Genomic DNA, 13,065 nt, shown 5'->3' with positions numbered 1-13,065 from the left:
GTATCGGCCGAGGGGCCCCAGCCGAGCGAAGCGAGGTGTGGGGAGGCACGAAAGCGGTATCGGCCGAGCTAGAGCGGGCCAAAGTTCCTTTCGCCATGTTCGTCGTGACAGGTCATGGACAGGTTCTCCAGTTCAGACCGCATTGCTGCGTTTCGGTCGACGTACCTGCGGAAGTCCCGGCGCGCATTTTCTGCGCGGTAGGCCGGGACAGCGAAGATGCTGGATGTGCCAAGGACGATGAGCAGGCACACGGCAATAAAGGAGAAAGCCGGTCCCAGGCCTTGTGCCAGCCAACCGGAGATGGCGAAGGCCACGGGGAGGCCCACAGCGGCAGTGATGAGGATGGCAAGGTTGATTCCGGACGTGAATTTTTGTGGTGCGCGGGAGGCCATGGGGCGCCGTGACTGCGGAATTCTGGGCAGTTTCATGGCCCGGACCAGAGCTCCGGTGGCCAACAAGGCGAAGCCGGTCAGAATCAAGGACAGCCACAGGTCTATGGCGCTTGTCATAGTGGCCAGGGAAAGAAGGCCGCCGCCGAGAAAGGCGATTCCCAGACCGGTGGCGGCACCGGACAGGCCCCGCCACTGTCCGTGAATCCAGGCCATGTCGCGCAGCGCGGAGGTGCTCGTCTCGGGCGCCGTGCGGGCCATGTCTGAATCAAGCCAGTAGGTGAGTGGGCGCCCGCGCAGCGGAGGGAACGGGTCCGAATAGCTCATGGGGCCTGTTCCTTTGCGATGAATGAATTTTGTGCGCTGCGGGGCTACCTCGTCCCAAGGGGAGATCAGCAGGACAAGGCCGCGCTGAGCCTTTCGAATGCTGCAGCGGCCGGGATGGTTTCCGTCTGTACCGCATCGCCGCTGCCCGAGAGCAGCGTCCACGTTTCCGATTCATCTCTTTTGAGCTGGACCGTGAGCGGCGTGCCTGAGGCCGGGTGGAACGTGACCATCGCGGAGGCGGGAAGCCCGTCAGTGGCATCCTCGAGATAGGCCTGTGAGAGCAGTACACCCAACCGGGGAAGCCCTTCGGCAGTGTCGACGGGACGCACCTGGTGGGCGCCCAACCGGTTCAAGGAGAGCAGGAGGGAACCATGCTCAGAGGCCGCCACGAACATGATGTGGTCTGAGCTGGGCGTCACGAAAGCGACCTCCAACCATTCGGTGGCCGTTGTGAGGACAGCTGCCACCAGAGCGCCGCGTTCCACCGGGACAATGTCTTCCCCGTTGGGTTCAGCCATGCCGCGGGCCAGCAGCGTGGTGACGCCAGCCCGTTCCAAGACGTCGCGGTGCGCCACGGTTGAGAGGCGGAAAAGGTCGCGTGTGGCCGCTGCGGAGTCGGTTGGATTCATGGCCAACAGGGCCAGGAGTTCGTGGTCGGTCAGCAAAAGATCTGATTCGTCGGTCATGGTTTCCTCATGGTTGAAAGCATGGTGGGAGTTCTGTGCCAGCAGTTCTCAACTCTATCCACTGAATAACCAGTCGTCCCGCTACAATCATCAAATGCTCCCCGACTACAATCCCCGCACCGACTACTCGCATTGGGACTGCGGTTTATGGAACCGCGTCCTGGCCGCGTCGGGTGTGCAGAACCCGTTCACAGACGAGCCTTTCAGCGAGGCGGTGCTGGCGGGGCTGGGCGGGGGCATCGGCTTCATGATCTTCACTTTTGACTACAAGGACACCACCACCGCCTCTGTGGTGACACGCTTTCATCCCGGGCCGTACACCGAGAACTTGCTGCGCCGTTGCGGGGCCAACATCAATATCCAGCAAACCGGCAGCGCGCCACTGGCCCAGTCGCGACTGGACGCTGCGTTGGAAACCGGGGTGCCCGCCGTCGTACGGGTAGTGCACGGAACACTCCCGTGGGTGCCGTCAGATCCGCTCGCGGACATGGATTCCGTGGATGTGGCGGTGGTGGCCCGGGACGGTGAAGACTACCTCGTGGACGACGGCGGTGGGCGTCTTGAGCGGATCAGTGTCCCTGCGCTGGCTGCAGCGCGCGCCTCCCGCAAAGCCGACAAACACTGGCAGGCCCACGTGGCAGGCGGCGTCGCAGAGGCGTTGAACACGGAGGTGCTGCGCCACGCCATGGCTGAGACAGCGCAGGAGCTTTTGTCCCAGCAAGCCCCTCCTGGGGTTCCACCCAGCTACGCGAAAAACTTCGGCATCGTAGGCATGCAGTCGTGGGCACAGCGGCTCCGCGACACCTCCACACGGCAAGGCTGGTCGCGGATCTTTGGTGATCCACAGCGCGCGGTGGCGGGTCTGGGCATGTTGCACGGGCTGCTGACTGGAAAGCGGTTTAGCGGGCCCGGTGCGTTGCGTCCGTTGTATGCGCAATTCCTGTGCGAGGTGGCGGGGTACGGGCGGGGGAGTGCCGGCGTCGAACTTTCCGGGGTGAACCTGAAAAAACTGGGGGACGCGGCGGAACATTACGAGCTCCTGGGGGAGCAGTGGGAGGAGCTGGTGGCCTCGATTGGGGCTGCCGGAGAAACGAGCTTCACGCCCATGGCTGCTCAAGTCGAAGCGATAGCAGAACGGGAAACCGCGGCCGCGCTGGCCCTGCAATCAGCCGTCCGCGAAGCATTTTGAAGCCCGGGGCCCTCGCTGAGATAGGCTAGGGGGCGTGACTTATGAGATTGAGATTGGCCGTGGAAAGCGTGGACGCCGCGCATATTCGTTGGATGAGATTTCGATTGTGCCGGCCAGGCGCACGCGCGATCCCCAAGATGTGTCGGTGAAATGGCAGATCGACGCCTACCAGTTTGAAATGCCCGTCATTGGCGCGCCCATGGACTCGGTCATGTCCCCGGAAACTGCCATTGCCCTGGGCAAGTTCGGCGGCTTGGGCGTGCTGGACTTGGAAGGCCTGTGGACCCGCTACGAAGATCCGCAACCGGTGCTGGACGAGATCGCCGCACTGGAAGGCTCCGTTATTGACCCGGAGACTACCCGCCGCCTGCAGGAGATCTACAGCGAGCCCATCAAGGCGGAGCTGATCACGGCACGCCTGGCGGAGATCCGCGCTGCTGGCGTGACCGTGGCAGGTTCGCTGACACCGCAGCGCACACAGGAGTTCTACAAGACCGTGATTGCGGCTGGCGTTGACATCTTCGTCATCCGTGGAACCACCGTTTCAGCCGAGCACGTCTCCAAAACCACTGAATCGCTGAACCTGAAGCAGTTCATCTACGAGCTTGACGTCCCCGTCATTGTGGGCGGTGCGGCTGGCTACACCTCAGCACTGCACCTGATGCGTACCGGCGCAGCAGGGGTCCTGGTGGGCTTTGGCGGCGGCGCCTCCACCACAACAAGCCGTGCGCTGGGCATCCGTTCACCGATGGCCAGCGCCATCTCCGACGTGGCGGCGGCACGCCGCGACTACATGGATGAGTCCGGCGGGCGCTATGTGCACGTCATCGCCGACGGCGGCATGGGCTCCAGTGGGGACATCGTCAAGGCCATCGCGATGGGTGCCGACGCCGTCATGCTCGGTGCCGCACTGTCCCGTGCCGCAGAGGCTCCCGGGCAGGGGTGGCACTGGGGTGCCGAGGCACACCACCAGGTACTGCCGCGCGGTCACCGGGTGAAGATGAACACTGTGGGCACCCTGGAGGAAGTTCTGTTTGGGCCTGCCCACCAGGCTGATGGAACCTCAAACCTGATTGGTGCACTGCGTCGTTCCATGGCCACCACAGGGTACTCGGACCTGAAGGAATTCCAGCGGATCGACGTCATCGTTTCGCCGTAATTGACTGGCTTGGCAATGCCCCGGACCGCTGCTGCGGACCGGGGCATTGCTGCATTTGGGCAGTCCCTGCCCACCCGCTCCAGCAAGGTGTCGAGAGTAGACTGGTGGGAGCTTCTTGACCAAACGTCGCGAAAGGTACCAATGACATCGGGTTCGCTGGAACGCTACAACACAGAATTGACCAATCCCGGGTTGGTGATTTTGGAAATGGTGGCCGATTCCAAAGAGGACGCCGCCGCCCAGTTGGCTGCCAAATTGTTTGAGCAGGGCAGGATTTCGGACCTTGATGGTTTCCTGCGTGACGTCAACGCCCGCGAACACCAGATGGCTACCGGCTTGCCCGGAGGGATCGGTCTGCCGCACGCCCGAAGCGAGTACGTCAAGGAAATTTCCATCGCCGTGGGCGTCACCAAGTTCGACCACAGCCTCAATTTTGGTGCGATGGACGGCCCCGCCACCGTGATTTTGCTTATAGCCACCCCGGCCAGTTCATTCTCTGCCCACTTGGAAGTGTTGGCGACACTGGCGCGCTCGCTCTTCAAGGAGAATTTCCGCGAGTCTCTGCGCCGGGCACACGACGCCGAGGTCATCGCCGAGTTGATCAACTCCTCGCTGGTTTTCTTCGATCACTAGGGGCAGCATTCGCTGTTCTACAGAGAGACGAAGTAACGTTGAAGCGTGTTGAAAACTGCCGTAAAACCCAAATGGATCGCCGCGCTGGTGTTTGCGCTGGTTGTGGCTTCCGTCTTTGTCATCCTGAGCCAATGGCAGTTCTCCCGTTCGCTGGAAAAGGACGTGGCACCGCCTGAAGTGACGGAAAAGGTCCAGCCGCTGCTGGATGCCTTGAAGCCGGGGGAGCCGATGATGGGAGACGTCGAAGGGCAGATTGTCACGGCGAAGGGCGCCTTTGATCCGGCAAAGCAGCTGCTTGTTCCTTCGCGGCTGCAAGATGGCAACACCGGATACTGGGTGGTAACGGCCTTCGAAGTGGACGGTGCACCGGTTCTCAGCGGCGTGGCCGCCACCAAGGAAGTGGTCATCCCCGTAGCCCGCGGCTGGATTGCCTCCCCGGATAACGTGCCCGCCGCACCAACCGGCAGCATTGATCTTGTTGGCCGGATGCTCAATTCCGAAGGTCCGGAACTGAATAAGAATCTTCCCGCCGGTCAGATCAGCATGCTGTCTTCTGCCGAGCTGAGCAATATTTGGAACGTCACCACATACTCCGCTTTCATCGTCTCCCACACCGAGCTGGCCGACGGGCACGAAGTTGGCGCAGCGTCCACCAGCAGCGGACTGATTCCCATCACCGTCACCGCAACCGACCAAAACAACAAGGTCAACTGGCTGAACATCTTCTACTCCCTTGAATGGGTGCTGTTCGCCGGGTTTGCCGTGTTCGTGTGGTGGCGCTTGGTGGCCGATGACTACCGCCGTGCCCAGGACGAACTCTTTGACCTCGCTGGCGACGACGACAGCGTCGAAGAAGACGACGCCAACAACTGACACCCCAGGGCTGACAGCCCACACTGACAGAGAATTTATCCGGACTGGATTTTGGCCAGTCTGACACCATCCACAGATTGAGGAGAGCCGGCACCGTGACCGAGCCCAACAACGCCGAACCAACCAACGCAGTGCCGAACAACGCAGTGCCTGCCAGCGCCTCCGCTGCGGCACCGGCGGCCAAGGCTGCACCCAAGCGCCGCTTCGGCGGTACGCCAGCACAGATTCTGAGCGCACTGAAGTTCTACAAGGTCCTGGCCTATGCAACGGGCACCATGCTGCTGCTGCTCGTAGTTGAACTTGTAGTGCGCTACGGGTTCCAGAGCGTGCTTGTGGCAGGAGGCACCGACACCGCCGGGGCTGCCCACGGGTTGGGGTTTGTCAGCCTTGACGGCGGCGTCATGGCCATCAGTGGCGGTGTGAATCTGTCCACTTTGGTGCTGATCGTGCACGGCTGGATGTACGTTGTCTACCTCATCGCCGACTTCCGCCTGTGGACGCTGATGCGTTGGCCGTTCGGCAAGTTGGTGCTGATTGCGCTGGGCGGAGTGGTCCCGTTTCTGTCGTTCATTGTTGAAGGACGGATCCACAAGGAAGTATTGGCCGAGGTTGCGGCCAATCCGAAGGCCGGCAAACGGTACTAACCCGCTGAGCCCCACCGCACCTACTGACGCTCCTGCACTTTTCGGGGCCTTTTCAGGAACCGTTCTTCAAATGGGTGCGGGAGCGTTGCCTAATTGCCCCCAGAAAGTGCGGGAGCGTCGGTAGTGGTGGCGGGGGCTTGGCTGCGGTCTTGCTTTTGAACACCTGTCAACCCACGGCAATTTTGAGTCTCTTGTCACGGAATGCTCGGCACCGTGACGTGGCGACTGCGCTGTGGGTTAAGATTATTAGGTGACTAATCCCGCTCCGGCCCAGACATCCCAGAAGCCCGTCCTGGTTGTGGACTACGGCGCCCAGTACGCCCAGTTGATTGCGCGCCGTGTGCGTGAGGCCAACGTGTACTCGGAAATCGTTCCGCACACCTACACCACTGCGCAGCTACTGGCTAAGAACCCAGCTGCCATCATCCTCTCCGGTGGACCCTCAAGTGTCTACTCTGAGGGCGCACCCAACGTTGGTGCAGACCTGTTTGAAGCCGGCATTCCGGTCCTGGGCATTTGCTACGGCTTCCAGGCCATGGCTGCTGCCCTCGGTGGAGTTGTTGCCCAAACCGGTCAGCGTGAATACGGGTCCACCCAGGTGCAGATCCTCGGTGAAAGCCGTTCCATCCTGAGCTCCACGAACGCTGACCAGACGACCTGGATGAGCCACGGTGACAGCGTTCAGCAAGCACCCGAAGGCTTTGATGTGCTGGCATCTTCGCCCGGGGCACCCGTTGCCGCGTTTGCCAATGAGGAAAAGTGCCTCTTCGGTGTCCAGTGGCACCCGGAAGTCAAGCACTCGGAGTTTGGCCAGAAAGTACTGGAGAACTTCCTGTTCAACGGTGCCAAACTCGAGAAGAACTGGACTGCCACCAGCATCCTTGACGAGCAGGTTGATCGCATCCGCGAACAGATCGGCGATGCCCAAGTCATTTGCGGCCTCTCCGGCGGCGTTGACTCGGCTGTTGCAGCCGCCCTCGTGCAGCGCGCCGTAGGCGACCAGCTCACGTGCGTATTCGTCAACCACGGTCTGCTGCGTGCAGGGGAGGCCGAGCAGGTTGAACTCGATTTCGTGGCCTCCACGGGTGCCAAGCTCTATGTTGCCAACGAACAGGACCGCTTCCTGAACGCGTTGGCCGGGGTCTCTGACCCCGAAACGAAGCGCAAGATCATTGGCCGCGAATTCATCCGCGCCTTCGAAGAAGCAGAGCGGGCCATCATGGTCGCTGCCGCCTCCGAAGGTGAAGAGATCAAGTTCCTGGTCCAGGGAACCCTGTACCCCGATGTGGTGGAATCTGGCGGTGGTGAAGGCGCAGCCAACATCAAGAGCCACCACAATGTGGGCGGGCTCCCAGAGGACCTCCGCTTTGAGCTCGTCGAGCCACTGCGTGCCTTGTTCAAGGACGAGGTCCGGGCCGTGGGCGCCGAGCTCGGCCTGCCTGCCGAAATCGTCGGCCGCCAGCCGTTCCCCGGCCCCGGCCTGGGCATCCGCATCGTTGGCGAGATCACCGGCGAACGACTGGAACTGCTGCGCAAGGCAGACGCCATTGCCCGCGCCGAACTGACCGCAGCCGGCTTGGACAACGAAGTGTGGCAGATGCCCGTTGTGCTGCTCGCAGATGTGCGCAGCGTTGGCGTCATGGGCGACGGCCGCACCTACGGTCACCCGATCGTGCTGCGCCCGGTGTCCTCCGAAGATGCCATGACAGCTGATTGGTCACGCCTGCCGTACGACCTGCTGGCGAAGATCTCCAACCGGATCACCAACGAGGTGGACGGCGTAAACCGCGTTGTCTTGGACGTCACGTCCAAACCACCGGGAACGATTGAGTGGGAGTAAATCCCCTCTAGGTACGCTGGAGGGCGCCTGAGTCACTTATTCCAGGCTTATTTTGGCACCCTCCAGTGTGCCGAACAGGCATTCTCAGGCTGGGAGCGATAGCCTGAAATACATGTCAGTATGGTCAAGACCGTTCCGCTCAAGTGCAGAGAAGAAGGCACCCGTGTCCGAAGTTGCAGGCCCCAATGAGAGTTCATTGGAGCTCCAAACCTGGCTTGCTGGATTGGATTCCTATTCCGGAGCCGACACGGCGCTTGCCTTCACCAAAACCGAGTATGGCAGCATCTCTCTCACGCACGCCCACCCCTCGGGCCTCGCCCAGCTTTTGGCGGGCCGCAAAACCCGCCTCTCCACGCTGATCCGCGAACCCGAACTCTATGCCGCAGCCAAAACAGCTGCCGCCGCCCTCCGGGCCAAAATCTTCGAACTCAGCACCGACCGCGGGATCGACGTCGGATACCTCGCCGCCGGGATGGCCCGCTGGTCCGCAGTCGGCGGACCAAGCAGTGGCGACGTCTGCGCTCCCGTGCTGCTGGCCGCCGTCGCACTTACCGTGCGCCCCGGGCAGGATGACTACGAGCTTCAACTGATGGAGCAGGCCCAAGTCAACCCGGCACTGGTGAAGTATCTCGCCCAGCACTCCAATATCCACTTGGACGCACCCGCCCTGGGACGTTTGGCTTACAGCACCGCACGCTTTGACCCCGCACCTGTCCTGGATCGGGTTCGCACGCTGCTGGCGCCCATCGCCGGAGCCGAGGTGGAGCATGAACTCATCGTTTCAACGTTCGCCTTCCTCGCCGACAACCTGAACGATCCGGCCCTGAAGGCCGGCAGTCCGCTGCTTGAACTCCTGCAAAGCCACAGCGGTGACGATGTCCTTCCGGTGGAGCTGGAACCGGACTTTTCTCGGTTTGACAGTCTGGACGAGCGAAACCCCAAGGACGAACTCCTGGTGCTGGACGCCGATCCGCAGCAGCAATACGTGCTGGACATGGTGCGTAATGGAGAGTCCGTACTGGTCTCCACACCTCCAGGTACGGGCCAGACCCAGACGGCCATCAACGCCATTGCCGCGTTGGTCCACGACGGTAAGAGTGTCCTGGTGGTGGGCGAACGGCGTGGAACTTTGAATGAGCTGGCGCAGATATTCGGAGAGCACGGCCTGGATTCACTGCTGCTGCAGCTCAGTGCGCAAACCGGTCCACAGCAAATCAAGTCACAGCTGATCAGGGCCATCACCCGCAACGAAAAGGCTGAGGAACCGAAACTGGGAAGCCTGCATGAGATGTTGGTGGACCACCGCCATCAGTTGGTTGATCATGTGGCGAGCCTGCACAATGTGCGTGAACGCTGGGGATGCTCACCCTACGAGGCCATGCAGTCACTGGCCGAGCTGACATCAATCCACCCGGCTCCCTCCACCACCGTGCGTCTGAAGCGCAGTGTGCTCGACAGCATCCGCGACCGCACGGACCTGAAGGTGAGCTTGCGCCGTGCAGCCGACCTGGGCGCATTCAGCCGGGCCGCCGTGAGCAGCGCCTGGCATGGTGCCCGCATGGTGACCCGCAAGGAAACCGAAACAGCGTACCAACTCGCTGAACAACTGTTGACGCACGTGCCCGACTTCGCGACCAAAATGCATGAAGTGGCAGAGTTTGGCCAGATCCGCCAAGGACATTCCTTTGCGGAATGGGGCCGGCAGCTCAACATGCTGGTTGCTATCCGTGAAAGCCTGGACAAGTTCAGCGCCGATATTTTTGACTGGTCGACCGATGAAATGATCGCCGCCACAGCAACCTCAGCTTGGCGCAAGGAACACCGCGTGGAGATGCCTGCCCTGCAGCGCGCCCGCTTCCGCCGCAACGCCAAGGATCTGGTGCGCCCCGGCGTCCACATCGCCGATCTGCATGCCTCCCTGCTGCTCGTCAAGGAACAAAGCGTGCTGTGGGCCAAGGCCGCCAATAGCAAGCGCCACCCCACAGTGCCTTCCGGTTTGGCTGATTTGAGCCGGACGTACATGGGCTTGCGCGAGAAGCTCCTGACGTTGGGCGCTGTTCTCGATAAGACGGTTGACGGCGGGGACCTGCTGAATTTCAACGCAGGCGAACTCGTGGGCCGGTTGGAGGCGCTGGTTGCCGCGAAGGAGTCGCTGGAGACACTTCCCGAGCGCACCCTCCTGCTGCAAGGCATGCGTGCGCAAGGCCTGGGCGAGCTGCTCGATGACCTGGCCCGCCGTGAGGTGCCTGCAGGGCTAACTGGGCCCGAGCTGGAACTTGCTTGGTGGCAGTCCGCACTGGAGGCCATGATCAGCGGGGATGAATACCTTGCCATGTCCGACGGCGAGAACCTCCGCCGTCTCGAAGCAGAGTTCCGCATCGCAGACCAGGTGCACGTTGCTTCCGGGCCGGGCCGGATCCGCTGGCGCTTGGCCCAGCGGTGGGCCGAGGTGCTCGTTGGTGGCAACCGCCAAGGTGAGATGTTGCGCAACGTGTTGAAGGACGGCCGAGTCTCACTGGCAGCCTTGAGCGCACAGGCACCTGACCTGCTGCGTAATCTTGCTCCCATTTTTGTGCTGAGCCCACTTGTGGTGCCCACGGCCATTCCTGAAGGACTGCGTTTTGACGCCGTCGTGATTCTGGATGCCGAGGCGACATCGCTGCAGTCCGCACTTCCGGCGTTGGCACGTGCTGAACAAGTAGTGGCGTTCGGTGATGAACAAACAGCGTGTCCGAAGAGCTTTAGCGTTGCTGTCAGTGCGCCGGGGAGCCGGGGCGCGGACCAGCACCCCTTGGAGAGCGTGTTCGGTGCGTTGTCCAGGGTTCTGCCCCGCCACAGGCTGACCATGGCGTACCGTTCCGTCGACGAGGACCTGGTACGCCAGCTCAGCTCCGGATTCTATGATTCCCAGCTCGAACGTCTGCCGGACGGCAGGGCACTGACGGGGCTTGATCGTTCCCTCACCGTGGACTATCTCCCGGACGGCAAGGGGCTTCCCAGCAGCGACGGCGTGGAGTCCGTGGTGGCCGAGGTGAACCGCGTCGTTGACCTCGTGTTTGAACACGCCAGGGTCCGGCCGCTTGAATCTTTGGCCATCATTACAGCCAGCGAACGCCACGCCGTCAGGGTTGCCCAGGCCATTCGCGTCCACATGGCCAACCATCCGATGCTTGCCGACTTCTTCGCCTCCGGCCCCGAGTCGTTCCGCGTAGTCACGGTGGATAGGGCTGCCGGGCTTGTCAGGGACCGGGTCATCTTCTCACTCGGCTACGGACGCACACCGCATGGCAGGGCATTGCATGGGTTGGGCCCGTTGTCTGAACCGGATGGCCGGGCGAAGTTTGCGCTGGCCATGACCCGGGCGCGTACGCATATCCACATTGTCACGTGCTTCAGGCCGGAGGATCTTGACGAGAGCAGGCTTAGCCATGGTGCTGTCGACTTGTTCGAACTGTTGAACCGGGAACTTGCGGGCAACTCGCTGCTGGGCACCCCTGCATCACGTGCACAGGACAGTGAACGGGAAACCGGGGAAGACCCGCTGGTGGCCGACCTTGCAGACAGGCTCCATGCCCGCGGTGCCCGTGTCTGGCACCACTATGATGGTGCCCTTGACATGGCAGCAGCCCCAGACCCGATCCAACTCCTGGGCCGCGAGGAGCAGGAGATCCCGGTGCCAGTGGCCGTTGAATCCGATGGTACGGCCAAGTACAAGAACATGAGTGTGCGCGAACGCAGCCGGCTTCGCCCGCAAATGCTTGAACGACTCGGCTGGCGGTATGTGTCGTTGTGGACCATTGAGGTCTTCACCGATCCTTCCAGCTGCGCCGATGAGATTGGTCGGTACTTGGGGCTGCCCTCCACTGCCGGAGATGCAGACCTGGCCTCGCTGATAGGCACATCCATGGACACGTCCATGACAGCGGTCATGGACTCACCCCGTTCCCGCCGCCGCAACGGCACAGCAACTCCCAGTGCTGAGGACGCTGCTGCAGATGTTGACACCGCCAGTGCAGACGCCGCAGATGGCGATGACGCCAGTGCTGCTGGTACCGCTGACGCCATTAAGGATGTCGAGGGGGAGTCCACGGAAGCCCAGGTCAGCGTCGACGACGCCACAGCACAAGCGGGCAAAGCTGATAAGGCTGACGGCAGTCCAGCAGGCAACGGCACAGCAGACAACGGCAGTGCTGACAACGGCAGCGCAGAGACAGGCACTGCGGCAGAGGCCGCGGGAGCAGCCAGAGAAAACGATGAAAGTGTGCCGCCCATGAGTGAAGAGGCTGGGGACCAAGGCAGCGAAGGAAAAGCTGTTGAAGCCGAGTCAAAAAGTGCTGCAACACCAGCAACACCGTCCATAGAATCGGAAGTGTTGCCCAAGGAGCCATCGAACGACGCCGCTCACACATGGGGGGACAACCCCGAGGACCGCGGCCACGACGCGTGGCTACGCGAGAACAAGCCTCCACATTGGGGCTAGATATTCAAAGGAATTCCATGGACACTCCGCCAAGGGTGCCTGGTCTGGGCACCTTCCTGGACAAGAACACCGGTACGCCGAAACCACCCACACCGCAGCTGGTGACAGTGGCCTCACGGCTGCTGTTGCTTGCCGCGGTTGTTCAGGTAGTAGCCTCGGTGATTGCCGTGGTCTACGCCGCCTCACCCGCACGGCTGGATGCCATCCAGCTCCAGATTGACGCCATGACCGGGAGCACTCCGAGCCTGGCAATGATGCGGAATCTGGGAATCCTCACCGTGGTAATCTCAGGGATCGCCACGATAACCGCGTACGTGCTTTTTGCCTTATTTCTGGCCAAGGGCCGTTCCTGGGCCCGAGTTGCCGCTGGCGTGCTGGCGCTGCTCACAGTGATGCAGTTGCTGGGGATCACCCTGCCTGAAGGCCTGACTACCGTGGCTCAGATTGTGTTGGGTGCCGTGGCCGTGGGGCTGTGCTATCTGCCTGGACCCAATCATTTCTTTGCGACTGTCAAGGCAGCGAGAAGCTAGCCGGATCCCTGGCGCCTACCCGGTGTCAGGGAAAGCAGCGCAGGGCTAGTTCAACAAGATCAGGAAGACTTTCCCCCGGCTGATGGCTCCGGCCAGCCGCACGGCCTGCTCGGCAGAAGCTGCCACGACCACAATTCCTTCATTGTCTTGCACGGGAAGCAGCCCGCCATGTCCTTGTGACAGGGCTGGTGTCCACAGCACGGGGACTCTTTCGGCCAGGAGTTCATTGCCGACCGGTCCGTCAAGTCCAGTGCTGCTGCTGAGCACCACGGTGACAAGCTGACCTTGGCGCAACAGCGTGAGGGTGGAGGGATC

10 protein-coding genes and 1 pseudogene are annotated in these 13,065 nt (G+C 61.9%); 8 read left to right on the top strand and 3 right to left on the bottom strand.

Going from position 1 to position 13,065, the window contains the following annotated elements; genetic code table 11:
• Positions 1–68: 68 nt before the first annotated feature.
• Positions 69–716, bottom strand: a complete 648-nt coding sequence (locus Q4P21_RS12615) for a hypothetical protein (RefSeq protein ID WP_303389110.1) — start codon at positions 714–716, stop codon at positions 69–71.
• A gap of 65 nt (positions 717–781) precedes the next feature.
• A complete protein-coding gene (locus tag Q4P21_RS12610; RefSeq protein ID WP_303389109.1) occupies positions 782–1,402 on the bottom strand; it encodes a hypothetical protein in 621 nt (206 codons plus the stop codon).
• A 94-nt stretch (positions 1,403–1,496) separates the two neighbouring features.
• Between Q4P21_RS12610 and Q4P21_RS12605 the strand changes: the two genes are divergently transcribed.
• The 8 genes from Q4P21_RS12605 (at position 1,497) to Q4P21_RS12570 (ending at position 12,750) form a co-directional block, all read left to right on the top strand.
• Entirely contained in the window at positions 1,497–2,591 is a 1,095-nt protein-coding gene (locus tag Q4P21_RS12605) for a BtrH N-terminal domain-containing protein (RefSeq protein WP_303389108.1), read from the top strand.
• Between the two features lie 34 nt (positions 2,592–2,625).
• Complete coding sequence (locus tag Q4P21_RS12600) at positions 2,626–3,750, top strand: GuaB3 family IMP dehydrogenase-related protein (RefSeq protein WP_303389107.1); 1,125 nt, start codon at positions 2,626–2,628, stop codon at positions 3,748–3,750.
• A 141-nt stretch (positions 3,751–3,891) separates the two neighbouring features.
• Positions 3,892–4,383, top strand: a complete 492-nt coding sequence (locus Q4P21_RS12595; RefSeq protein ID WP_303389106.1) for a PTS sugar transporter subunit IIA — start codon at positions 3,892–3,894, stop codon at positions 4,381–4,383.
• A gap of 45 nt (positions 4,384–4,428) precedes the next feature.
• A complete protein-coding gene (locus Q4P21_RS12590) occupies positions 4,429–5,256 on the top strand; it encodes an SURF1 family protein (protein ID WP_303389105.1) in 828 nt (275 codons plus the stop codon).
• Between the two features lie 146 nt (positions 5,257–5,402).
• A complete protein-coding gene (locus tag Q4P21_RS12585; RefSeq protein ID WP_303389114.1) occupies positions 5,403–5,900 on the top strand; it encodes a DUF3817 domain-containing protein in 498 nt (165 codons plus the stop codon).
• A gap of 250 nt (positions 5,901–6,150) precedes the next feature.
• The gene (guaA, locus tag Q4P21_RS12580; RefSeq protein ID WP_303389104.1) at positions 6,151–7,740 is read left to right on the top strand and encodes a glutamine-hydrolyzing GMP synthase; all 1,590 of its coding nucleotides are present in this window, start codon (positions 6,151–6,153) and stop codon (positions 7,738–7,740) included.
• Between the two features lie 112 nt (positions 7,741–7,852).
• A complete protein-coding gene (locus Q4P21_RS12575; protein ID WP_303389103.1) occupies positions 7,853–12,220 on the top strand; it encodes a DUF4011 domain-containing protein in 4,368 nt (1,455 codons plus the stop codon).
• 17 nt (positions 12,221–12,237) lie between these two features.
• Positions 12,238–12,750, top strand: a complete 513-nt coding sequence (locus tag Q4P21_RS12570) for a hypothetical protein (RefSeq protein WP_303389102.1) — start codon at positions 12,238–12,240, stop codon at positions 12,748–12,750.
• 45 nt (positions 12,751–12,795) lie between these two features.
• Here Q4P21_RS12570 and Q4P21_RS12565 read toward each other — a convergent pair.
• A pseudogene (locus Q4P21_RS12565) lies at positions 12,796–13,065 on the bottom strand (flagellar biosynthesis protein FlgA); the annotation flags it as partial.

This window comes from Arthrobacter sp., assembly GCF_030540645.1.
Lineage (GTDB): Bacteria > Actinomycetota > Actinomycetes > Actinomycetales > Micrococcaceae > Specibacter.
This window is presented reverse-complemented; position numbering and strand designations above follow the sequence as displayed.

Coding starts and splice junctions, on each gene's coding strand:
- Q4P21_RS12595 (WP_303389106.1), top strand. CDS start 3,892: ATGACATCGGGTTCGCTGGAACGCTACAACACAGAATTGACCAATCCC.
- Q4P21_RS12605 (WP_303389108.1), top strand. CDS start 1,497: ATGCTCCCCGACTACAATCCCCGCACCGACTACTCGCATTGGGACTGC.
- Q4P21_RS12615 (WP_303389110.1), bottom strand. CDS start 716: ATGAGCTATTCGGACCCGTTCCCTCCGCTGCGCGGGCGCCCACTCACC.
- Q4P21_RS12575 (WP_303389103.1), top strand. CDS start 7,853: ATGTCAGTATGGTCAAGACCGTTCCGCTCAAGTGCAGAGAAGAAGGCA.
- Q4P21_RS12610 (WP_303389109.1), bottom strand. CDS start 1,402: ATGACCGACGAATCAGATCTTTTGCTGACCGACCACGAACTCCTGGCC.
- Q4P21_RS12570 (WP_303389102.1), top strand. CDS start 12,238: ATGGACACTCCGCCAAGGGTGCCTGGTCTGGGCACCTTCCTGGACAAG.